This is a genomic window from Sorangium sp. So ce375 (assembly GCF_051473855.1).
In the GTDB taxonomy this organism is placed as follows: Bacteria; Myxococcota_A; Polyangia; order Polyangiales; family Polyangiaceae; genus Sorangium.
In genome coordinates, this window is sequence record NZ_CP150335.1 from 3960689 (window position 1) to 3982511 (window position 21823).

Consider the following 21823-nt stretch of genomic DNA (forward strand, 5'->3'; position numbering starts at 1 on the left):
GCCGGCGGGGCTCAGGTCGAGACGACGGCTGTCCGGCTCAGCTCACGCCGACGCTGACCTCCGCAACGAGCTCGCCACCCCAGCGCCAGAAGGCCACCGAGCGGCTGAACAGGAGGATGACCTCCAGCCCGAGCCCTCCACCGAATTCGAGCCGAAAGCGCCCGACGTCCACCTCGATGAGTTGCATGCTCCCGGAAGACGCGAGAGTCGGGCCAACGGTGGATCCGTGCGCGTTGCACGCTGGTGTGTCCGCCGGGGGCACGGGCTCGCCGCGGCCGGTGCGCAGGGCGCGCCGGGCCGCGTCAGCGGGGCCACGGCAACGTCCGCGCGGCGCGCCGCCCTCGGGGGGCAGCGGGGCGCTCCCGCGGCAGGGGCGGGGGCAGGCGCTGGCGGGCGCGAGGCGCGCGGGGGGGGGTGGAGCCGTCGCGCGCTTGCCCCGCCATTTTGACGCCGCCCGCACGGTGTCTATCCTGGTCGCGGTGTCCCGGATCCTCCCGCGCTTCGATTATCGCATCGAGTTCGCCGCATCGACCGATGTCGGCCTCGTCCGCCCGAGCAACGAGGACCGGATCCTCTGTTGCCCCGAGCTCGCCCTCTTCGGCATCGCCGACGGGATGGGCGGCCACGCCGCGGGGGAGGTCGCGGCTCAGATCGCCGTGGACACGGTGCGTGACGAGGTGCTCCGTCCGCCCGCCGCGGCCATCCTCGACGCGTACGTGGCCGACCCGAACATCGAGGCGCGGCGCGAGGTGTTCGCGCTGCTCCGGCGCGTGACCGAGGCCGCGCACGCGGCCATCCTGGAGGCGCGCCGCGTGGAGCCGAGCTACCAGGGCATGGGCACGACGCTCGATTTCGTTGTGCTCGCGCACAGCCGGGCGTTCTTCGCGCACGCGGGCGACAGCCGCGCCTACCTGGTTCGCCCGACGACCACCGTCCAGCTCACCCAGGACCACGCCCTCTACGATACGCTCCGCGCGGCAGGCACCCCGACCCCGGCGAGGAAGCCGCAACGGAACCCGCTCGTGAACGCGATCGGGCTCGCGGGCACCGTCGCGGTCGACACCGTGTTCGTCGACCTCTCGCGCGGCGACCGCATCCTCCTCTGCACGGACGGGGTACACAACGCGATCGACACCGAGGCGGCGCTCTCCCGCTTCTGCTCGAAGGGCAGCCCCGACGACGTCGCCGCCGGCCTCCTCGGCCACGCGCGCGAGCGGGGGGGCCTCGACAACGCGAGCGTGATCGTCATCGACATCAAGGAGCGCTTCGTCAAGCGCGCGGACGACGCCGGCCCGTCCTCGCGCGATCTCTCGGTGCTCTCCGCGTGCCCGCTCCTCGCAGGGATGAGCCCCGCGGCGGTGCTCGGGGCGCTCGCGGCGGGCGTGGAGGTGGAGCTCTGCGCGGGCGATCGGATCCCGCGCGACGTCGCCAGCGACCTTGTCGCTTACCTGGTGCTCGACGGGGCCGTGGATCTGCCCGACGGGCGGCGGGTCGCGTCCTCGGGGCTGCTCTTCCCGGAGTCGCTCGTGGGCGCGCGGCGCAAGGGCGACCTGCCCGTCGCCGCGGCGCGGACGCGGCTCATCCGGATCCGCAAGGACGATTTCTCCGAGGTCTGCGAGCACGACCCCGAGCTCGCGGCCGCCCTGTACCAGCGGCTCGCGCGGTACCTCGCGCTCGGGACCGGCTGAGCGCTCCCCGATGCAGCTCTCCCTGCTCCACCTGGACGATCGCACCGCGGCCTTCGCGAAGCCGTCCGGGCTGCTCGTGCACCGCGGCTGGGGCAGCGCGCCGGTCGTGTTCGTCGACCTCGCCGAGCGCGCGCTGGGCCGGAAGGTCTTCCCCGTCCACCGCCTCGATCGGGCGACGAGCGGCGTGCTGCTCGTCGCGCTCGACGCCGCCGCCGCGGCGCTGCTCTGCGCGCAGTTCGAGCAGGGCCTCGCGCAGAAGCGCTACCTGGCGCTCGTCCGCGGCGTGCCCCCCGAGCGCGGGTGCATCGATCACCCGATCCCGCGGCGCGAGGGGGGCCCGCGCGTCCCGGCCGTCACCGACTTCGAGCGCCTCCACGCGCTGGAGCGCTACGCCGTCGTCGAGGCGCGCCCGCGCACGGGCCGCCTCCACCAGGTGCGGAGGCACCTGAAGCACATCAGCCACCCGATCATCGGCGACGTGAACTACGGCAAGGGCGAGCACAACCGCCTCTTCCGCGAGCGCTACGCGCTCCACCGCCTCGCGCTCCACGCGGCCGAGCTCGCGGTCGCCCACCCCGAGACGGGCGCGCCGCTGCGCATCGCCGCGCCGCTGCCCGACGATCTGCGAGGCCCGTTCGAGCAGCTGGGCGTCCCGGCGTGGATCGGCGCCGTCGGCGCCGTCGACGCCGTCGACGTTAGCCCGCCCGCGGATCGCGGCGCTTCGGGGTGACGCCGTGGCCGGCGCGGATCCCCTCGAGGGAGAGCGCCGGGCCTCGCTGGTCGAAGCCGCCGTCGAACGGGTTCTCGGCGAGGAACAGGGGCGTGTCGAGATCGACGAACGAGAACCCGCCGAGGCCGGCCGCGAAGCACGCCGACGCCGTCATCGCGAGCACCGACTCGACCATCCCGCCGATCATGAGCCCGAGCCCCGCGGCGCGCGCGACCGCCGCGATGTCGAGCGCCTCGGCGATCCCGCCCTTCATCAGCTTGATGTTGACGACGGTCGCCGCGCGCTCCGCGGCGATGCGGAGGACGTCCTCCGCGCAGGCGGCGCTCTCGTCGGCGGCCACGGCGACGCCGGCGCGCCGCGTGACCTCCTTCATGCCGTCCCAGTCGTCCCGCGGCACCGGCTGCTCGAGCAGCGCGACGTCCGCGCCGAGCCGGCGCGCGTGCGCGACGAGCGCGAGCGCCTCCCCCGCCGTGAGCCCGCCGTTGCCGTCGAGGATCAGCGCCGCCGCGGGCGCGGCCGCGTGGATCGCCTCGACGCGCGCGGGGTCGGACGCGGCAAGGCGGCCGCCGACCTTCACCTTGAGCGTGCGGAAGCCCATGGCCGAGGCGCGCCGCGCGGCCTCCTCCGCGCGCTCCGGCGAGCCGGTGGTGATGGTGATGTCGGTCGTGAGCGCCGTCCCGGAGCCCCCGAAGAAGGCCCAGAGCGGCATGCCCGCGCGCGTCGCGAGCGCGTCGAGGATCGCGGTCTCGATCGCGCAGCGCGCCGCGCCCGCGCCGCCGCCGGACGCCTCGCGGAGCGCGCGCGCGACGGCGCGCCACGCGCGCGCGTCCGAGCCCTCGACGGCGCCGCGCAGGGAGAGGGCCGCGGCGCGCGACGCGTCCTGCGTATCGCCGTTGAAGGCGGGCAGCGGCGCCGCCTCGCCGAAGCCGAGCGTCCCGTCGGCGAGCTCCACGGTGACGAGGAGGTTCGCCGCGCGCTCCTGCGCGCCGCCGGCGATGCCGAACGGCTCGTGCAGCGGGATGTCGAGCGCCTCGACCGAGACGCGCCGGATCAGGGTGGGGGTCGTCAAGACGAGCGTCGCCTCCTCGGGAACCTCAAGGGGATCGGCGACCGCCGTCGGCAGGCGGCGGAGCCGCCGCCGGGCCGAGCAGCGCCTCGATCTCCCGGGAGATCTTGTCCTCTTCGCCGTCCTCGTAGCCTGCGTGGATATGGCGCACGACGCCGCCCCGATCGACGACGAACGCGGTCGGCATCCTCCGCGGCTTGTACGCCTTCTCCGCGCTCTGGTCCTTGTCCCAGAGGATCTTGAACCTGACCCCCGCCTCGTCCGCGAACGCCGTGAGCTGCTCCTTCGAGACGTCTTCGGGCGCGTCGAGGGAGACGGCGAGCACGGCGAGCTCGCCGCCGAACCGGTCGACGAGCTGCTGGTACTTGGGGAACGATTTTCTGCAGGGGCGGCAGTAGGTCGCCCAGAAATCGACGATCGCCACCTTGCCGCGCGCGTCCTTGAGCGTGGACGGCCCCTCGCCGCTCACGACCTCGGCCGCGAGCTCGGGCGCCGCCGAGCCGATCAGGCCGCCGCCCGTCTCGGGCGCCGGGGGAGCCGCGGGCGCGGCGCCGCCGCAGCCGCCCGCGAGCGAGAGGGCGAGCGAGGCGCAGAGGGCCGCGAGGAACCGGGTGAACGACGGCGACGGGCTCGGGCGCATGACGGGATCTCCCCTCCGATCAGGGCTCGCGATCGACGATGGAAGCGAGCATCTCCCCCTCGGCGCAGAGCGTCCCATCGACGCTCGCCTCGCCGCGGAGCTTCCAGACGTTCGAGCGATGGTGCAGCACCTCGGCGTAGAGATCGAGCCGATCGCCGGGCGTCACGGTGTGGCGGAACTTCGCCTTGTCGAGGCCGAGGAAGAACATGAGGTTCGCCTTGGCGTCGAACGGGTCGGACGCATAGGCGAGGATGCCGCCGAGCTGGGTGAGCGACTCCAGGATCAGCACCCCGGGCATGATCGGCCGCTGGGGGAAGTGCCCCTGAAACCAGGGCTCGTTGTAAGCGACGCACTTGTAGCCGCGGATGCTCTTGTTGGGGGTGATCTCCGTCACGCGGTCGACCATCACCAGGGGGTAGCGGTGCGGCAGGATCGACAGGATCTGATGGATGTCGAGCGTGACGGGCGCTTGGGTTCGGTCAGGCAAGGCCGGCTCCTTTCCGCGGCGTGGGACGCGCGGGCGGCGCGCTACTTCGCGTCGTCCTTCTTCTCCGCCTTGTCGCCGCTCGCGTCGTCCTCGCCACCGCCGGTGTTGTAGAGCTGGATGACCTGCTCCGTCAGATCGAGATCGGCGCGGACGTACGGGGCCGCCTGCTTGTCGAAGATGATCTCGTAACCGGACTTCTTCGCGATCCGGGCGACGATGATCATCATCTTCTTGAGGATGGGCCCGGTGAGCTCGCCCTGCTTCTTCTGGAGCTCCTTGTTGTAGTCGACGAACACGGTCTGGAGCTCGACCATCTGGCGCTGCCAGTCCTCCATCCGCTTCTGGAGCGACTCGCGCGAGAGCACGCGCGACTGCTTCTCGATGTCCTCGCGCGCCCGCTGGAGCTCGGTCTGCTTCGCGTCGAGCTCCTGCTGACGCCGGTCGAAGAGCTTCTTCAGCGTGGCCTGCGCCCGGATACCGTCCTCCGTCTGCATGACGGCGTGCTGCACGTCGACGACGGCGATCCGGGTCTCGGCGGCGGCGACGCTCGGCAGGGCGAGGGCGAGCGACACGACGGCGGCGCGGGCGATCCGGACGAAGAGCGGCGCGGGCCGATGGACAGGAGAGCGGGCGACCATTGGAGGCGATTACCTGCCACGTGACGGACGGTCAAGGTGTGCGGGGCGGGACCGCGGGAGGTGAGGGGGCGGGGTGGCCCCTCGCCCGTTCCTGTCCGGCGACGTCGTCTGGTGCGGTTCGTCGCGGTTGATTGCCGCCCGTCACGGCGGAGCGTCGGTGCGAGGGGACGGGCTCGGCCTCCGCCCGAGGATCAGAGGCACTCGCCCGAGATGCAGTCCTTGCCGTCGGGGCAAGGCTCGTCGAGCGAGCACTCCGGAGCGACCTCCTCCCGCGTCTTGCAGAAGCCGTCCTCGCAGCGGACGAAGCGGCTGTCGATGAGCTGGCAGGCCCGCGCGGCCTCGCACGGGTAGTGGCAGTAGCCGTCGTCCATGCACTCCTGGCCCTGGGCGGCGCAGGACGTGGCGCCGCAGCCGGGCTGCGGCGAGGGGTCGTCCATGCACGCGCCGGTGACCGCGTTGCACACCTCGCCGGGCGCGCAGTCCGCGTGCGTCGCGCAGCCGGTGGTGCAGGCGCCGTCGACGCAGAGCGCGCCGCCCTCGCACGGGGCCGCGTCGCTGCACTCGGGGTTCGCGGGGTCGGGGACGCAGACCCCGCGGTCGCAGCGCGTGCCGGGCTCGGCGCAGGGCGCGGCGTCGGAGCAACCGTCAGCGCACTCGCCGTTCACGCACACCCTGCCCGCGCCGCACTCGTAGCTGAACTCGCACGCCGCGATGCAGAGCCCGTCGACGCACCGCGTGCCGTCCTCGCACGCGCTGTCGCCGTCGCAGGGACACGTGGTGAGCTCAGCGTCGCAGTCGGCCTCCGCGCCGCCCTGGCCCGCGCCCCCCTCGCCGGTGCTCGCCTGACCCGCGCCGCCCCGACCCCCGGTGCCGGGGTCGATGTGGGGCTCCACCGGGCGACACCCGTAGCCGTCGCAGAGGAAGCAGTTCTCGCCATCCTGGTCGCACTGGAGCGAAGCATCGCCACAGCCGCCGCAGCCCGTCGCGGTCGCGGCGATCATCAGGAACAGCGCGCCTCGGCCCAGGATCTTCGCAAGGGGGGAATGAAGAAGCATCGAAGTCCTCCAGCGGCGGCCGGCACCGGCGCGGCCTTCCCGCACGACTACCATGCCGCGCACTAACACGCAGCGTGCCACGGGGCGGCCGGAGCGGACGGCCCGGAAGCCCGGCGAGGCGCTCGTGTTGTGAACCTGCGTTCACCTGCGCTCGTCGCGCGAGGTTCACTCGTCCGCGGGGTCGCGCGCCGTGAGACGGGGACGGCCGAGGCTCGGGGCCGGGGGAGCGCCGCGGCAGGCGCTTCCGGTCAGGGCGAAGCCAGAGGCGCGCTCGTCGCGAGCTGCCCGGCCGGTCGCCCCGCGAGGATCACGAGCGGTACCCGGCGTTCACGTCGACGTAGCCGTGCCCGAGATCGCTGGTGAGGTAGGCGAAGTCGCCGGGGCCGCTGCCGAGCACGAGCTCGATGACGTAGGTGTCGCGCGCGAGCACCTCGTTCGCCTTGAGCTCGGCCTCCGCCCCGACCGGCGCGCCGTTCCGCACGATCGGGATTCCGCCGACGAGGATCTGGGCCTCGCTCGGGTTGAACGGCACGCCGGCGCGCCCCGCGGCGGCCAGCAGCCGCCCCCAGTTGGCGTCCTTGCCGAACAGCGCGGTCTTCACGAGCATCGACGTGGCCACCGTGCGCGCCACGGCGCGCGCCGCGTCGCGCGTCGAGAGCCCGCGGACGCGGATCTCGGCGACGTGCGTGCTGCCCTCGCCGTCGGCCACCATCGAGCGCGCGAGCTCGCCGCACACCTCGGTGAGCCCCGCCGAGAGCTCGTCGCGCGAGGCGCGGCGCTGCGATGCGCCGGAGGACAGGAGGAGCACCGTGTCGTTGGTGCTGGTGTCCCCGTCGACGCTGCACGCGTTGAACGTCACATCACACGAGGCCGCCAGCGCGTCGCTCGCTTCGCCGGGATCGAGCACCGCGTCGGTGAACAGGAAGACGAGCATCGTCGCGTGGGGCGGGCCCACGTCGGGGTGGATCATCCCGGCGCCCTTGCCGATGCCGAGCAGCGTCGCGCCGGCGCCGAGCTTGCGCTGCGCGAGCTTCGGCCACCGGTCGGTCGTGCAGATCGCCTGGGCGAAATCGAGGTAGCCCTTCGGTGACAGGCGCGCCGTCAGCTCGGGGACACGCTCGATGATCCGGTGCGCGGGCAGGACGGCGCCGATGACGCCGGTCGAGGCGGGGAGCACCTCGTCCTCCGAGGCGCCGATGGACTCGGCGACGGCGCGCGTCGTATCGAGGGCGGCCTTCCAGCCCGCCTCGCCCGTGCAGGCGTTCGCGCACCCGCTGTTGGCGACGACGGCGCGGGCGCGCCCCGACCGGACGCGCTGCATGGCGATGTCCACGGGCGCCGCGCGCACCACATTCCGCGTGAACATGCCGGCCACGACCGCCGGCTGATCGGCCACCGCGAGCGCGACGTCGATGCGCCCATCTTTCCGGATCCCGGCGCTGACGGCGCCGAAGCGAAAACCTGCAACTGGCTCGAAGCTCATGAGGGCGCGGAGTCTACGCACGAACGCGCGCCGGGAGAAAGCGACAACCTGAGGGCGCGCGCCGCGGCGGGTGACACGTCGGGAGGCGGGCGGGCTGAGCGCGGCATTTGCAATGCTTCGTCGCGATGATCGCCGTCAGGATTGTCGATATCAAAGGGCTGTATTCCCCGGGCTCTCCAGACAGCTCGGCGCCGCCAGGCACGACGCGCGCGGCGGGGTACAGCCCAGGATACAAGAGCCTCGACAACCAGGGACGCGTCTACATCAATCGAGATCTCGACGGGCGATGGACGAGGAATACACAGCTCATCGAGATCACGGCGGAGGTGACGAGCCCGGACGGCGAGCTCCCCCAGGGCGCGCGGATCCGCTGGAGCGCGCGCGATCCTGACGACCCGTTCAACGAGCGCCCGGAGGTGCACCCGGCCTCCGCGCCCACCCTCGACGAGAACGATTACAACGCTGCAGGAGCCTACCTGGGGCCGATCGCCGAGGACAACGAGGGGACGGAGGACACGAGCCCTGGCTGGGAGGAGGTGGAGGGTTACCCGCTGTCCGACGCGACGGAGACCACGGCGAGCACGGCGATCGTGGAGGGGCGGAGCACGATCCGGCGCCACATGACCGATATCGCCGGCGACAACCTGATCGTCCGCGCCGAGATCCACGCCGAGGGCCTCGCGGAAGGCGCCGCCGACGAGACCGGGATCATGACGCTCTGGCGCCGGATCGACGTCGAGTACATCCGGATGGAGAGCGCGCTCCCGCTGCCCGTGGAGCAGGTGCCGAGGCACTTCGAGCCCGTCTTCGCCCAGCTCGACTTCACCGAGGCGCGCGTGATCGAGGACCTGCAGCGCATGGCGCTCGACGCGGGCACGCTCGGCGAGATGGCCTCGCGCTTCGTGAGCGAGCATTTCGAGCACGCCGGGGATCCGGGCTGGTTCTGCCTGATCGCCGCGCTCGAGCCGCACCCCGTGCCCGATGCGCCCGCCGAGGTGCTGTTCTCCGGGAGCGTCACGATCCTGGACGGCGGCGAGGGCGAGCGGCGCGGCGAGTACGTGGAGATCCCTGGCGCCCACCCGGACGCTAGCTACGTCTCGTTCCGCTGGGACGACTGGCAGATGGGCTTCGGGGTCGCGAGCGCGGCCATCCTCGCCGACCCGCCGCGGACCCGCCTCTGGCTCGCGCCGCACGACATCCAGAGCCAGTTCACCGCGGGCGACGGGTCGCTGGCGCACGCGTACGAGAATCGCCTCTTCTTCTTCCCTCGGGCCCGCCGCAGGGACGGGGCGTGGGAGCCCCCGGGCTACGGGATCCCCGAGAGCGTCGAGGCCGACGTGCAGGGTCCAGGGGGCGCCTACGTCGTCGGCATGAGCCCCACGATCGACATCGGGCCGGCGAGGTACTTCGCCGGCAGGACCATCCTGTTCACCCATCACAGGGCGTGGTGGGACCCCGAGCGGGCGCTGCCCCGGCGCGGCTACGAGCAAGGAACGCTCCACACCATCGTCCACGAGCTCACGCACGCCTTCGGGATGCCGCACAAGTGCGGCTATTTCGATTACCGGAGCCCGCGCCAGACGACGTGTTGCATGAACTATCGGTCCCACTGGATGGTGGACGCCGACCAGCAGCTCATCCCTGGGACCGACGGGAAGGTCGGCAACGACCTGTGCGGGCGCCACGTGAAGGAGACTCGACGCGTGCGCCTCGAGAACAACAGGGGACTTCGATGGAGATGAGGGGCTGTCATGTCCGATGAACACGCGCGAAGCGCCGGGGACCCGGTCGGTCCGCCTGGGCTCTCGCTCCGCTCGCTCGATCACGATCGCCGCTACGTGCTCGGCTTTCCCCTGCACGTGGCCATCACGCTGTGCGCTGACCGCCCTCTGGCCTGCATCCTGCGGTTGCCGCGCCCGAGCTGGGCGGGCAACGCCGGCGCGATCGGCATCCGCCTCGCTCGGGCGGGCACCGGCGAGGAGGTCGCGAGGACCGAGCCCTCGCCGGTCGTGCTCCCTGAGCACGGCACGCCGGTGTTCCGCCTGTGCCCGGGCGAGTGCAGGCGCATGCTGATCGACGTCTCGTCGTACCTCCCGGCGGGGCTCGATCCCGGGCGGTACACGCTGGCGATCGTCTACGTCGGGCCGCCGGACCGCGCGGAGAGCGCGCCGGTGCCGATCGAGCTCGCGGCGCCGAGCCCCGAGGAGCAGCGCGAGCTCGGGCGCCTCGCGCCCGAGGCCGCCCGCGTGGGCTCCTGGGGCCGCTGGACGAGCCTCCCTCCGGAGGACAGCGGCGCGGAGCTCACGGGCCGCGTGGAGCCGGACGATCCGCTCCGCTTCGACCGCATCCTGCGTTATCTGATGTACGGGCCGCAGCCGCTCGGCGACGTGGACCCGGCCATCCTCGACGTGCTCCGCGGCGTCTACGAGCCGGAGGCCCACGCGCTCCGCGCCGAGATCTACGCCGCGCGGGGAGACACGGCGCGCTTCGCGGAGGCGGCGGCGTCCATCCGGGCCGCCTACCCGGGGCTCGACTGGTGGATCGAGCGGATCGAGGCGGGGCAGAGCGAGATAGGCTTCGTCCGGGCATGCCGGGCGAACCCGTGCGGCGGCTGAGCGGCGTCCCCTGGCCCCGCGCCGCCGCGCGCCGCGCGCTGCCGGGGCCGGGGCCGGAGGCCACCCGGGCGCCGGATCCACACGCGGATCACCGGGTTGCAACACGCCCGTCACGACCAGCGAGTACTTCCTTGTCTCGAAGCCATGGGCGACGACGAGGCGAGCCTGGTCCGTAGCAGCTGCCGGAGCGCGCGGCCGTGAGCGCGCTCCCCCCCGACGCCGTGGCGTCGCTCCCGGGCGCCGAGGCCGCCGCCGTCTCGTGGCGCACGCAGGGCCAGCGCTACATCACGATCATCGTCAAGGCGAGCTTCGCGTTCACGCCCGGCGCGGCCATGTGGCGGACGGAGCCGCAGGAGATCCTCCGCGCCGAGCTCCATCACGGCAAGAACCCCGCGCGGAGCGTGCGGTTCACCGGCGACCTCGCGCCCTACCTGGGCCGCGCCGACGTGCTCTTCACGGGCGACGCGCACGCGCCTGACGGGGACTACGTCGCGTCCTTGCCGGTGCGGCTCGCGGTCTTCGGCGCGAGCGGCTGCGCGCTCGACAAGCGCCTCCTCGTCCGTGACAAGAAGCCGTTCCAGCGGATGCCCGTCGTGTACGAGAGGGCGGCGCGCGGCGCGAGCGGGTGGGAGAACCCCTTCGGCGTCGACGCGAGCGACGGCGAGGCCGGCGTCCTCGATCCGCGGGACCCCACGAGGCCCGCGGGGTTCGGCCCGATCGCGCGCGCCTGGCCGGTGCGCAAGCGGCTGCTCGGCAAGACGCGGCGCGAGACGCTCGAGGGCCCGAACGCGGAGATCCCCGCCGGCTTCGACTGGTCGTACTTCCAGGCAGCGCCCCCGGACCAGCGGATCGATTATCTGCGCGGCGACGAGTGGATCGTGCTCGAGAACCTGCACCCGGCCGCTCGCCGGCTGGAGATGCGCCTGCCCCGAGCGCGCGGCGTGGCGCGGATCCAGGGGCTCCCCACGCCTCCTGCGGCAGGGGGCGACGTGATCGAGCTCAACGCCGACACGCTGCGCATCGACGGCGCCGAGCAGCGCTGTACGGTCGTGTGGCGCCAGATCGTCCCCGTCCCCGACGACGACGCCCTCGCGGCCGTGCGGATCGCCGCGGGCGTCGCGGTCGGCGGTGAGGAGCTCGCGTGGCCCGAGCTGCGCGTCGGGCGAGCCTCCAGCGTCGACGGAGGGGAGCAACCTGCGCCCCGGATCGGCCCGCAAGGGACCGTGCACATCGAGGACGTGCCCGACGCGCTTCGCCCGGCGATCCTGCGGGACGGGGATCCGGGGTGCACGATCCACCTCTCGGACGACGAGATCGAGATCATCGACATCCTCCAGCGCCCGTCGCCTCAGGAGACGATCGCGCTCTCCGAGGAGCAGGGCGCGGCGGCGCTGCGCGCGCCGGCGCTTCCGTTTGCGCCCGAGCCGGGCTCGGCGAGGGAGCGCCCGCCCGAGCCCGCGCGACCGCAGGTCGACGCGGCCGCGAGCGCGACGATCGCCCTGTCGAGCGAGGACGAGGTGCTCGTCGGCGAGCGGCCAGCGATCCCGTTCTTCGTCGATCCGAGGCCGTCGGCGCGGCCTCGCCTCGAGCTCGGGGCGCCGATCCCCGGCGCGCCCTGGTCCGGCGCGCTCGCTGAGCCGGCGCCCGGCCCGTCCACGGGGCTCGCGACCCTCGCGCTCGAGGAGGCTCCGCCGCCGCCCGCCGAGGTGCTGCCGCTGCCAGTCGCCATCGTGCCGCCGCCGGTCGAGGCGCTGCCGCCGCCCGCCGAGGCCTCGTCCTGCGCTGCCCCGGCCTCGGGCGTCCTCGCGCGCGAGCCCGAGCGACCGGCCGCGTCCCGCTTCTTTCATGTCCTCCGCCGCGAGGGCGAATCTCCCTCGGCGCCGCTCTCGCCGCTCGGCGATGGCGACGAGGTGAGCCTCGAGCGGTGCGCGATCGTCACGGCGGAGCTCGCCGAGAAGCCGGTCCCCCGCGCCGACGTGCTCCGGGCGCACGGCCTGTCGGAGGCGCGCTGGGCAGAGGCCGAGCGGCGATGGCGGGAGTCGATGGCGGAGGAGGCCAGGCGCTGCGAGCGGGCGCTCCGCGACAGGTTCGACGCAGCGTATGTCGGCGCGTGGGAAGCCGTCCGCGGCGCGCTGCACGCGGCCGATTACGCCCGGCTGATCGTGGCGACCGAGCGCAGCGGCGGCGGCGCGGCGCTCGGCGAGCGCGAGCTCCGACGCACCGTGTGGGCGCGCATGAAGCGGCTCTGGGCCAGGCGGCTCGCCGAAGATCCACGCCTCAGAGCACGGGTCGAGGCCGAGATCGCGAGGCTCCGCGAGGCGCCGCGCCAGCGCGCGCAGGGCGTCGTTCCCACCGCGCACGCCGTCTGATCGCCGTTGCCCGCCGTGCCCCTTGACCGCGGCGCGCGGGGTTCCGAACATCATCGCTGGTGGAAGCGATGGTCCGTTCATGATCGACGCGTCGACGCTGGGCAAGGAGCTCGCGGGCCGGTACAGCGTGGAGGGGCTGCTCGGCGTGGGCTCGATGGGCGCCGTCTTCCGCGCGCGCCACCTGGCGCTCGCGCGGGTCGTGGCGATCAAGGTGCTCACCGGGCACACGGATCCGAACGCCGGGGAGCGGATGCTGCGCGAGGCGCGCATCTCGGCGCTCATCAAGTCGCCGCACGTGGTGGGCTGCTACGACTTCGGCTTCCTCTCGAGCCGGTCGCCGTTCATGGTGATGGAGTACGTCGGCGGCCCGTCGCTGGCCGCGCGGCTCCAGGATGGGCCGCTGCCGCTCGACGATCTGCGGCGCTACATGGTCCACGCGGCGCGGGGGATGGCCGCCGCGACGGAGCTCGGGGTGATGCACCGCGACCTGAAGCCGTCGAACATGCTTATCGCGCCGTCAGGAGAGCTGAAGGTCGCGGACTTCGGCCTCGCGCGCCTGACCGCCACGACGGGGCCCTCGGCGCTGCGCGAGCAGCCCCTCACGGCGATGGGGACGGTGCTGGGGACGCCGTTCTACATGGCGCCGGAGCAGGCGTGGAGCCCGCAGGAGAGCGACACGCGCGCCGACATCTACAGCTATGGCGCGTCGTTCTACCACGCGGCCACGGGGCAGCGGCCGTTCGAGGAGCAGGAGCTCTTGCCGCTCCTGCTCGCGCACCGGCAGGACATCCCCGCCCGGCCGCGGGCGCTCCGGCCCGAGCTCGACGAGGACGTGCAGGCCGTCCTCGAGCGCTGCCTCGCCAAGGATCCGAAGGACCGCTTCCAGTCCTTCGAGGAGATCGACACCGCCCTCATGGGCGCCCAGAGCACCCGCTGGGGGGATCCGCACGACCTGACGCTCCGCATGTACATGGAGCAGTACAAGCGCTTCCGGTCCAACCTCCTGTCGGGCGGCCCTGGGGGGCCGGTCACGGCCTTCCAGTTCCACGGGGACAGGACGCTCTCGATCGTGCGCGCGAACATCGCGGGCGTGTCGGCCGACGCGCTCGTGAGCGCGGACGACGGGCAGCTCACCATGTCGGGCGGCGTGGCGCTCGCCCTGAACCACGCGAGCGGGGGCGTGTGCCACATGGAGACGCGCAAGTACGTGCCCGTGCGTCACGGCGGCGTGGTGGTCAGCTCCGCCGGCAGGCTGAACGCGAGGTTCGTGTTCCACGCGATCACGCTCGACTGGGATCACGTGGCGACCTACAGGCCGACGCGCGACCTCATCCTGCGGCTGCTCGAAGGGTGCTTCTATCACGCGGACACGATGAAGCTCCGGAGCATGGCGCTGCCGCTGCTGGGGGCGGGGAGGGCGGGGTTCGCTCCTGCCGAGTGCCTCGACACGATGGTCGAGTTCCTCGTGAAGGCGATGCTCCTCGGCGGGACCGGGCTGTCGCACGTGACGATCGTCCTCCGGGAGGGACCGGCGCTCTGAGCGAGCTCCCTCGCGAGGCGTGAATGCGCGTCGCCTGGGAGCGGGTGCCGAGGTGGCCGGCCCGCGAGGAGGGGGCACGTCGCGCGGGGCAGGCACGGGCAGAACTCGCCTGGGACGTCGTGTGCCCGTCGTGCTGCGCACGCCGGACACACGACGTAATCGGGGCTCAAACAACTGCCCGTGCCCACCCCGCGCGACGTGCCCCCTCCTCGCGGGCCTCACGTGGGGGCGGAGCAAGAGAGAGCTAGGCGCCGCGCTCGTGAGCCGTCGGCGCGCGCCCGCTCAGGCGGGGGCGGGCGATGACGCTTGATGACGGCTCGGCTACCCTCCTGCGCCGTTGCACGGGTGTCCTTGCTCACGGTCGCGTGGCTCCTGGGCAGCTCAGGCGCCCTCCTGAGCGTCCATTTTTGTGTCCTTTGTCACCGTTGGCCGCTCCTGCGCAGCCTCGGCGTCTTCCTGCGCAGCGCCGGCGGCGCTCCTGCGAGCCTCGGCGTCTTCCTGCGCAGCGCCGGCGGCGCTCCTGCGCAGCCTCGGCGTCTTCCTGCGCAGCGCCGGCGGCGCTCCTGCGCAGCCTCGGCGCCTTCCTGCGCAGCGCCGGCGGCGCTCCTGCGCAGCCTCGGCGCCTTCCTGCGCAGCGCCGGCGGCTGTCCTGCGCAGCCTCGGCGTCTTCCTGAGCGGCGCTTCCGGCTGTCCTGCGCAGCCTCGGCGTCTTCCTGAGCGGCGCTTCCGGCTGTCCTGCGCAGCCTCTGCCGCCTCCTGAGCGGCGCTTCCGGCTGTCCTGCGCAGCCTCTGCCGCCTCCTGAGCGGTGCTTCCGGCTGTCCTGCGCAGTTTCGGCCTCGTCTTACGCACGATTGTTGCCTTTCCTGCGCAGCCAAGGCCGCCCCCTGTGCAGCGCCGTCCGTACCCTGCGCAACCTCTCCCGGTCAGCGCCTTTGTCGCTCGATACCCTCATCGATCGTTTGGCCTCCCAAGCGGAGGGGCGCTGGCCCCAGCAAGGAGGCGTATCTCCATCATAGCACCGAAGGCATCATCCACGGCCACGTCATCCAAGGTCACGAAGGCCTCGAAGAAGCGAGCTTCGGGCGACGCGGAGGGCTTGGCTCTCTCGTCACGCGGAGCGGCAGAGTACACGCAGGAGTCGCCCTAAGCTCGCCCGTCACGAATCCCTACCGGATTGGCCCCGAGCCGGCCCAACCGGCGAGCGCCGCTCGCGAAGAGCTCCCATCGATGCGATCCACTGCCGCCAGCGTCAAACGAGATCGCGGCGGTGCCGCGGATTTCTGGACGCTCGCTGTTCGCCGACCACTCGGCTGAAGAAGACTCCCATCACATCACTGCCAGCATACCAACGTACGCCCAGGACGGGTCGACTCCTGTCTCTTCGGATCACTCGCCGAGTTTCTATTTGACGCCCGAACCCTACCGGGAAGAATGGCGGGTGTCCCACACCGCGTGTCGCGGCTCGGCCAGGAGCCTTCACATGTCGACGCGCTTCCACGGCAAGGTCGGCCTGCTCTGTGCTTGTACTTTCGTCGCCGCCCCTGCGCCGGCGCTGGCGCTCGAGTTCAGCGGCGGTGTCAGCGTCGGTGGGATTCAGGTCGGGACCGAGCCCAAGCTCGCCGTGAGCCCCTTCATCGGGTGGCTGTGGCGCAGGACGGGCGACTTCCGGATCGAAGTCCACAACGTGCTCAGCGTCGTTCCAGGGGCAGGCCTCGGAGTCTACGATCGGACGGCGGTGACGCTCGGGTATACCACGAAGACGGGCAACGTCAGCCTCGGACCGTCGCTGTCGATCTACATGATGCGGGTGTGCGGCGCCGTGATCTGCGACCGCGTGATGGGGGTTGCTCCGGGCGGCCGCGCCCAGTCCGACTGGTACTTCGCCGGGCGCCTGGGGGCCTCCACGAGCGTCAACGTGGACTGGGCTGGCGGGAGCAGCCGTGTCCTTCCTGGCAGCATGATCTTGATGGTCACGGCTGGGCCCATCTGGAGGTTCGGGGGAGAGTCAAGATGAAGAGGCGGATCGTTCTTCTGGTGCTCGGTCTCACGGGGTGCAACTTCGACATGGGAGAGTGCTACGTCCGGGGTGATGGAAAGGAGGGGGCCGGTGGGAGCATCATCACCCCCACGGGCGGGGTCGGAGGCTTCGGGTATGTCCCTCTCCAGCCGCAGAATCACACCGGCTACGACGAGGATCCGTGCAGCGGCGGCTCAGAGCTCGCCGAGTGCACGGTGACGTGGAAGGCGGATTCAGTTCAGTGCAAGAACAGGGGTGAGGCAGGTACCTGCACCACGCTCTACCAGGGCCACCATGCGAGCCTGGACGAAGCCAAGGAACGATGTGAATATGCCAACGGGGTGCACCTCGGCTCGGGAGTGCAGTCGTGCGGCCCGTGCCGGTGGGTGAATGGCGCGAATGGGGATTGCAAGGAGCGCTGCAAGCTGAACTGTGATGCAATTCACGACGGTTGTCATGAGGACTGCACAAAACGCGATCCTGCGTCAACGTGTCGCGCGAAGTGTAATGCGGAATATTCCAAGTGTCTTCGCAGATGCGAGGATAGCTGCAAGTGAGGTCCAATGCTTGAGCTGACCACGATATTTACCCCAGTGGACGGTAGTCCGAAGCGGACCATCACGCTTCGAATCAGTGATGTGCGGCTCGATTCCGATGGCGCTTCGTGGTCTGTTGCCGTGGAAATTCTCGGGTTCAAGGATGATGACACGGTTCGGCTAAAACAGGTGGACTGGACACAGGCGATCGTGGATGGTGCCCAGTTCATCGCTCGGAGGGTCAACGACAAGGTCGAGAACGCGGGCGGCGGAACCCTCGACCCACCCATTTGGAACACGACATGGGGAACTTGAGCGAGTGGACGCGATGGTGGACACCAATGCTCGGTGCCGCGCGCTCGGGGCGGTGGTCGAGCTCGGCCATGTGGCCGGCGAGCTCTTCAGCATGGCCGGGGTGAGGTTCGCGAGCACGCGGCCGGATCGAGGTCGCCGTCGGCTTGGTCGAGCATGCCGGGGGGCGGCCGCGGGATCGACGGGGGCGCTGGTGAGCTCGGAGCGCGCCAGCGTCGCGCTACGTGGCGCCCGAATCAGTCGCTACCTCAGGAATCGTGAAAAAGTGCTAGGGCTGAACAATGAGTTCTCATGCGGTTGCAAGGGCGCTGGTGCGCACCCTCGAAATGACGCTGCCAGGATCGAGCGACGTCCACGACATCGTTGTTCGCATCGGGGTTCCAGAGGCCGATCCCCTTCCGGGCGGAGACTTCCGTGTGCTACTTGAGATCAGTGGATTCGACGAACCGTACTCTCGTCACTTTTACGGTGTCGACGAACTCCAGGCATTTCTCGCAGCATGCTGGATCGTACCGCCCATCCTCGCCACGCTTGCCCCCGCCGGAGCCAGGTTAAGATGGCTTGGCGAGGATGACCTCGGGTTCGGGACCTCTTCTGCGACCCCCTGAAGAAGCGCGGAGATTTGCGGCGGTGGATGCTGCGTATCGGAGGGGTCACGGCGCTCGGTGCCTGGTCGAGAACATGACAGGGATTGCGGGTGGTCATGATCGAGTTGAAATATCGGTTTCATGGTGATGCTTCTCGGGATGTTGCTGTGCGATTGTCCGATGTCAGGCCGGCGCGCGATGTCGACGACCCCGCGCCTTGGGACATCAGTGTAACGATCGCGTGGGGAGCGGAGATCGCATTTGAGCGACCGCTGGCTGGTGCGGACCCGCTCCATGCTGTGGAGCTGGCTGCTCGGTTCGCGTCCAAGTACCTCCGCGGTCGAGCGGAAGATGAGGGCGGCACGCTTGAGCCACCGATTGTGTCATGAAGAGAGAGGATGGATGAACGCAACAATAGAGGTGACATCCGTGTTCACGCCCTCGGACGGAGGCGCTCCGCGGACCATCACGATCCGCGTTGGCGACCTCCGCGAGGATCCCGACGGACTGTGGTCCGTGGCCGTGGACGTGCTCGGGTTCAAGACCGATGATCACGTACGCCTCAAGGGCGCTGACTGGCTGAACACCATAGAGAGTGCGGCTGGCTTCATTCGGCAGCTCGCGGGAGGCAAGGTCAGGGATTACGGCGGCACCATGACCCCCCTCCTCCTTCCGCCTTGACGTCTGGGCCGCGAGAGTCCGAGCTCGCGCCGCGCCGCCCTTCGGCGTCGAGGCGCCGCTGGACCGCGGCGGCCGCGCCGGAGTCCGCTTGCCCCTTCCTGCGGGCGTCGGGCGGTGCTGGCTCGCGGCGACTCTCCCTGGGCCGAGCCGGAGAGCTCGCCGCGGCAAGCGTCAATCCACCTATTCAGGAAATCGAAGCGTCTTGACGGAGTTGCCGCTCTCTCCCACCGTCATGCTGCCATCGTGGTCCCAGCTGGTGCCGCCCTTGCCTGGCTGTCCGGTCTCGATGGTGACGCCCTCGAGCGTGAGCTGGTCCTCGTCGAGGTAGGCGATGCCGATCGAGTCGCCGCCGCGCCCGGGGCCGCCATAGCCGCCGGGCCCACCATCGCCGCCATGGCCGCCGAGACAGGAGTAGAACCCATCCCCCAGCGCTCCGCCCCGAACGCCTCTGCCGCCTCGGCCGGCGTACTGGGGTGGCCCGCCGTCGCCGCCATCGCCGCCAAAGTCCGCCGTGATCTTGGTGTCGCGCACGGTCACCCGGGCGTGAAGCGCGAGGACGCCGATGGATGGACGTCCGTTCGCTCCCCCGCGACCTCCTCGGCCTCCGCAACCGCCGGCCCCTCCCGAGCCTCCGCCTGGGCCTCCCTTGGATGCCACGCCGCACAGGGCGAGCCCACCCCAGCGACCGCCGCCGCCGCCGCCGCCCTGGCCCGGCGTGCCCCAGGTGCCCTCGCCGCCCGTGTCGCCCTCCCATCCTGTCTCGGTGAGGCGCCCGATGCCTTTGCCCGGTGCGCCCTGTGTTCCCGGAGCCCCCGGGCCCCCCGTGGATCCGATGGAGCAACTGCGGTTGTCCCGCTCGCCGATACCGCCGCGCGAAGGCGAAGTGTAGGCGGGCTCCCCGTCGCCTCCATCCTCGGCGCTGTCGGGCAGCCCGTCCCCTCCCTTGCCGCCGACGCTCGTGAGCCCGTTCTCGCATCGGTTCACGACCGCAGGGCCGCCGGCGACGACGGCCGCCGAGCACGCGTCCCCACCGAACATGCCATCCGGTGCGTCCGGTTGCTTGGTCGGCCATTGCTCGCCATCGCTGCCTCCCCATCCTCCGCGGGCGGAGATCTCGCTCCGCAGGATCTCGACTACCGTGTTGGACCGCGCGAGCACGCCGACCGGGGTCCAGCTCTGGACGTAGAGGTCGGCGAGCGTCGACACCCCGTCCGCGGCCCCCCTGTCCTCCGGGCCCGCGGGCTCGACGATCACCATGGGAGTGAGGACCCGCTCGTGAAAAAACGAGGACCGCTTGGGTAGATCGCTGCGGACCCATTTCCGGCAGTCGAAGCCCCCGAGGAGATCCACGCCGGAGGGCACCCGGACGTCACGCACCCTGAACCCGTCGTTGCAGATGAACACGCGCCCTCGTCCCGCGCGCGCGAGTTCGATGCCGCGCTCGACCGTGAACACCGGCTTCGCCTTCGTGCCGGGGTTCCTGTCGTCACCCCCACCGTATTCTGCGGCGACGAACACGCCACAGCCGTCGTCGAGGATGTCGGCGGCGACGTGCTCGACGCAGAGCGACTCCGGGGGCGGCTCGTCCTGGCACGAGGTGCCTTCACAAGGCGCCACGCCAGCATCGAGCACGTCGGGCACAGTTCCGCAGCCAGTCGCCCACGGCGACAACAGGAGGACGAAGGTCGCAGCGGTGGTTTTCCTCATGGGCGTGTCCTCACGTGTGCCGCCAGCACAGGGCGGTTCATCGAGGCGGCTCCGAGTCTGGCGCATCGAACTGGTACCAGAACCGCGTAATCCCGTCGTCCGCCTGGCCGAGCGTGTCTTCCGTCGATGCGTTGCCGCCGGGCCCTCCCTTGCCGCCTTGTCCGGGCAAGACCGTCGCATGCTCCAAGATGGCCACGGAGGCGCCCACGGAGCCGATGCCGAGCGAGTGGCCCCCGAGACCGCCGCCGGCATCGCCCCCGCGACCGCCGTGGCCGCCACCGCCGGCGTCGCATCCTCGCGACGTGTCGGTCACAAGACCGTTGCCGCCGCGGCCGCCGTAGGCGCCAGCGCCTCCCCACTGGCCCGTTCCGCCGACCCCGCCATCGCCGCCCTTGGCCCCGAGGACCTTGCCGTCCACGACCGTGAGATCGCTCCCCGGCAGTGCCACGATCGCGATGCTCGCGCCGCCGTAGTCGCCCCCCTGGCCGCCTTTGCCCCCGCAGCCGCCGCTGCCCCCCGATCCGCCGGCCGCACCGCCCTGGGGCCGACCGGCCGGACACTCGTTCATGTCGTCGCGCCCCTTGCCGCCGCCACCCCCGCCGCCGCCCTGGCCGACGCCGCCCTTCTCCCCGTTTTTACCGCGGACGCCGACCCATCCATCGACGTCCAGGAGGCCAGCTCCGTGCGCGCCGGCAGCGCGCTCCGCAGGGGAGCCGTCTGCGCCCCTCTCCCCTGGCTTGCACGGCATGCTGGACGCGCCGAAGCCACCCAGGCCCAAGTTGGGCGGATCCCCGACCGGTTTCGGCAGCCCTGAAGCAGCATCGCCACCCGTCTCGATGCCGCCGTCGCCTCCGTAGCCACCCCTCGACTCGATCCCATCGTCGCACACGGTCACGACCGGAAGGGCGCCCGGCGCCACGTCCGTGGTGCAGGCGTCCACGCCGTCGTTCCCCACCACGCCGGAGCTCGCGCGGAAGCTCGGCGCGTCCTCGCCAGGCTCCCCATCCTTGCCGTCGCCTGCGAAGATCCCGCTCTGCCGCACGATCGCCCTGGCGCCGGCGCTCAGGATCATCGCGATCGACGACTTGCCATCGTCCGCGGACGCATCCGCCGCCTCGACGCGCACGCCGAAGACCGTGGACGTTGCGCCCGCTTCTCCCGTGATCACCCGCAGCGGGATCCCCACCGGCGGAGCGATGATCGTCGGGTGATCCGGTCCGCCGAACGACCCGTCGTACGACCAATCGCCGTCACACAGGCGCCCGCCCCAGAGGTCGACCCCCGAGGGCAGCGCGATCTTCTCCGCGAACTCCCCGCTGCACGCGTACACGCGCCGGGTCGGCGCCTCGCCGCGACCTCGCCCGTGCGCGGCGAGCCCGATCGCGTGCTGCAACGTCCTCACCGGCGCGCCCTTCGTGCCGGGGCTCGTGTCGTCGCCCTGCTCGCTGACGAACACGCCGCACTCGTCGAGCGCCGGCGCCGTGCCGGGCTCGCCCTCGCACAGACCGGGCGGAGGCTCCGGATCGGGGACGCATGCCGCCACGTCGCTGCAAAGATCGGTGTAAGCGCACCCCGCCAGCGTGCCCGCGCCGCACGCGCAGAGCGCGACGGCGACGATGGCCATCGCCGCGCGCCGGCCTTTCATCGAACGCATGTCCGCTACCCCCGATG

General features: G+C 71.7%; 19 protein-coding genes. 10 read left to right on the forward strand and 9 right to left on the reverse strand.

Annotated features, from left to right (window positions below; translation table 11 throughout):
* Positions 1-37: 37 nt before the first annotated feature.
* Positions 38-187 carry a hypothetical protein gene (locus WME90_RS14850; protein WP_020735437.1) on the reverse strand — a complete coding sequence of 50 codons (150 nt, stop codon included), beginning with the start codon at positions 185-187 and terminating at the stop codon, positions 38-40.
* Between the two features lie 244 nt (positions 188-431).
* Here WME90_RS14850 and WME90_RS14855 point away from each other — a divergent pair, with 244 nt between their 5' ends.
* Positions 432-1688 carry a protein phosphatase 2C domain-containing protein gene (locus WME90_RS14855; RefSeq protein ID WP_437281764.1) on the forward strand — a complete coding sequence of 419 codons (1257 nt, stop codon included), beginning with the start codon at positions 432-434 and terminating at the stop codon, positions 1686-1688.
* A gap of 10 nt (positions 1689-1698) precedes the next feature.
* On the forward strand, positions 1699-2418 hold the full coding sequence (locus WME90_RS14860; protein WP_437281765.1) for a pseudouridine synthase: 720 nt from the start codon (positions 1699-1701) through the stop codon (positions 2416-2418).
* On the opposite strand, the gene WME90_RS14865 is transcribed toward WME90_RS14860, so the two are convergent.
* From WME90_RS14865 to argJ, 6 genes are all read right to left on the reverse strand, one after another.
* A complete protein-coding gene (locus tag WME90_RS14865) occupies positions 2384-3487 on the reverse strand; it encodes a dipeptide epimerase (protein WP_437281766.1) in 1104 nt (367 codons plus the stop codon). The genes WME90_RS14860 and WME90_RS14865 overlap by 35 nt on opposite strands.
* A 25-nt stretch (positions 3488-3512) precedes the next feature.
* On the reverse strand, positions 3513-4124 hold the full coding sequence (locus tag WME90_RS14870; protein ID WP_437281767.1) for a TlpA family protein disulfide reductase: 612 nt from the start codon (positions 4122-4124) through the stop codon (positions 3513-3515).
* A 19-nt stretch (positions 4125-4143) separates the two neighbouring features.
* Positions 4144-4611, reverse strand: coding sequence for a 3-hydroxyacyl-ACP dehydratase FabZ (gene fabZ, locus WME90_RS14875; protein WP_437281768.1), 468 nt, complete (start codon positions 4609-4611; stop codon positions 4144-4146).
* A 41-nt stretch (positions 4612-4652) separates the two neighbouring features.
* Positions 4653-5249, reverse strand: a complete 597-nt coding sequence (locus WME90_RS14880) for an OmpH family outer membrane protein (RefSeq protein WP_437281769.1) — start codon at positions 5247-5249, stop codon at positions 4653-4655.
* Between the two features lie 191 nt (positions 5250-5440).
* Positions 5441-6304: a hypothetical protein gene (locus WME90_RS14885; RefSeq protein ID WP_437281770.1), complete on the reverse strand. Its 864-nt coding sequence runs from the start codon at positions 6302-6304 to the stop codon at positions 5441-5443.
* A 307-nt stretch (positions 6305-6611) separates the two neighbouring features.
* On the reverse strand, positions 6612-7787 hold the full coding sequence (argJ, locus tag WME90_RS14890; RefSeq protein ID WP_437281771.1) for a bifunctional glutamate N-acetyltransferase/amino-acid acetyltransferase ArgJ: 1176 nt from the start codon (positions 7785-7787) through the stop codon (positions 6612-6614).
* Between the two features lie 125 nt (positions 7788-7912).
* On the opposite strand from argJ, the gene WME90_RS14895 reads away from it, so the two are divergent.
* The 8 genes from WME90_RS14895 (at position 7913) to WME90_RS14930 (ending at position 18445) form a co-directional block, all read left to right on the forward strand.
* Positions 7913-9529: a hypothetical protein gene (locus WME90_RS14895; protein WP_437281772.1), complete on the forward strand. Its 1617-nt coding sequence runs from the start codon at positions 7913-7915 to the stop codon at positions 9527-9529.
* A 9-nt stretch (positions 9530-9538) separates the two neighbouring features.
* On the forward strand, positions 9539-10402 hold the full coding sequence (locus WME90_RS14900) for a hypothetical protein (protein ID WP_437281773.1): 864 nt from the start codon (positions 9539-9541) through the stop codon (positions 10400-10402).
* Positions 10403-10599: 197 nt separating this feature from the next.
* Complete coding sequence (locus tag WME90_RS14905) at positions 10600-12771, forward strand: DUF2169 domain-containing protein (protein ID WP_437281774.1); 2172 nt, start codon at positions 10600-10602, stop codon at positions 12769-12771.
* Positions 12772-12850: 79 nt separating this feature from the next.
* Positions 12851-14311: a serine/threonine-protein kinase gene (locus WME90_RS14910; RefSeq protein WP_437281775.1), complete on the forward strand. Its 1461-nt coding sequence runs from the start codon at positions 12851-12853 to the stop codon at positions 14309-14311.
* A 1481-nt stretch (positions 14312-15792) separates the two neighbouring features.
* The gene (locus tag WME90_RS14915; protein ID WP_437281776.1) at positions 15793-16326 is read left to right on the forward strand and encodes a hypothetical protein; all 534 of its coding nucleotides are present in this window, start codon (positions 15793-15795) and stop codon (positions 16324-16326) included.
* A 566-nt stretch (positions 16327-16892) separates the two neighbouring features.
* Positions 16893-17180, forward strand: a complete 288-nt coding sequence (locus WME90_RS14920) for a hypothetical protein (RefSeq protein WP_437281777.1) — start codon at positions 16893-16895, stop codon at positions 17178-17180.
* 323 nt (positions 17181-17503) lie between these two features.
* A complete protein-coding gene (locus tag WME90_RS14925; RefSeq protein ID WP_437283613.1) occupies positions 17504-17785 on the forward strand; it encodes a DUF6968 family protein in 282 nt (93 codons plus the stop codon).
* Positions 17786-18166: 381 nt separating this feature from the next.
* On the forward strand, positions 18167-18445 hold the full coding sequence (locus WME90_RS14930) for a hypothetical protein (protein ID WP_437281778.1): 279 nt from the start codon (positions 18167-18169) through the stop codon (positions 18443-18445).
* A 180-nt stretch (positions 18446-18625) separates the two neighbouring features.
* On the opposite strand, the gene WME90_RS14935 is transcribed toward WME90_RS14930, so the two are convergent.
* Together WME90_RS14935 and WME90_RS14940 are read right to left on the reverse strand one after the other, a co-directional pair.
* On the reverse strand, positions 18626-20152 hold the full coding sequence (locus WME90_RS14935) for a hypothetical protein (RefSeq protein WP_437281779.1): 1527 nt from the start codon (positions 20150-20152) through the stop codon (positions 18626-18628).
* A 37-nt stretch (positions 20153-20189) separates the two neighbouring features.
* A complete protein-coding gene (locus tag WME90_RS14940) occupies positions 20190-21806 on the reverse strand; it encodes a hypothetical protein (protein WP_437281780.1) in 1617 nt (538 codons plus the stop codon).
* Positions 21807-21823 lie beyond the last annotated feature (17 nt).

What these genes read in the sequence shown, in the direction of transcription:
- WME90_RS14850 (WP_020735437.1), bottom strand. Translation starts at nt 187, where the DNA reads ATGCAACTCATCGAGGTGGACGTCGGGCGCTTTCGGCTCGAATTCGGT.
- WME90_RS14860 (WP_437281765.1), top strand. Translation starts at nt 1,699, where the DNA reads ATGCAGCTCTCCCTGCTCCACCTGGACGATCGCACCGCGGCCTTCGCG.
- WME90_RS14870 (WP_437281767.1), bottom strand. Translation starts at nt 4,124, where the DNA reads ATGCGCCCGAGCCCGTCGCCGTCGTTCACCCGGTTCCTCGCGGCCCTC.
- WME90_RS14880 (WP_437281769.1), bottom strand. Translation starts at nt 5,249, where the DNA reads ATGGTCGCCCGCTCTCCTGTCCATCGGCCCGCGCCGCTCTTCGTCCGG.
- WME90_RS14885 (WP_437281770.1), bottom strand. Translation starts at nt 6,304, where the DNA reads ATGCTTCTTCATTCCCCCCTTGCGAAGATCCTGGGCCGAGGCGCGCTG.
- argJ (WP_437281771.1), bottom strand. Translation starts at nt 7,787, where the DNA reads ATGAGCTTCGAGCCAGTTGCAGGTTTTCGCTTCGGCGCCGTCAGCGCC.
- WME90_RS14895 (WP_437281772.1), top strand. Translation starts at nt 7,913, where the DNA reads ATGATCGCCGTCAGGATTGTCGATATCAAAGGGCTGTATTCCCCGGGC.
- WME90_RS14900 (WP_437281773.1), top strand. Translation starts at nt 9,539, where the DNA reads ATGTCCGATGAACACGCGCGAAGCGCCGGGGACCCGGTCGGTCCGCCT.
- WME90_RS14910 (WP_437281775.1), top strand. Translation starts at nt 12,851, where the DNA reads ATGATCGACGCGTCGACGCTGGGCAAGGAGCTCGCGGGCCGGTACAGC.
- WME90_RS14915 (WP_437281776.1), top strand. Translation starts at nt 15,793, where the DNA reads ATGTCGACGCGCTTCCACGGCAAGGTCGGCCTGCTCTGTGCTTGTACT.
- WME90_RS14920 (WP_437281777.1), top strand. Translation starts at nt 16,893, where the DNA reads ATGCTTGAGCTGACCACGATATTTACCCCAGTGGACGGTAGTCCGAAG.
- WME90_RS14925 (WP_437283613.1), top strand. Translation starts at nt 17,504, where the DNA reads ATGACGCTGCCAGGATCGAGCGACGTCCACGACATCGTTGTTCGCATC.
- WME90_RS14930 (WP_437281778.1), top strand. Translation starts at nt 18,167, where the DNA reads ATGAACGCAACAATAGAGGTGACATCCGTGTTCACGCCCTCGGACGGA.
- WME90_RS14935 (WP_437281779.1), bottom strand. Translation starts at nt 20,152, where the DNA reads ATGAGGAAAACCACCGCTGCGACCTTCGTCCTCCTGTTGTCGCCGTGG.
- WME90_RS14940 (WP_437281780.1), bottom strand. Translation starts at nt 21,806, where the DNA reads ATGCGTTCGATGAAAGGCCGGCGCGCGGCGATGGCCATCGTCGCCGTC.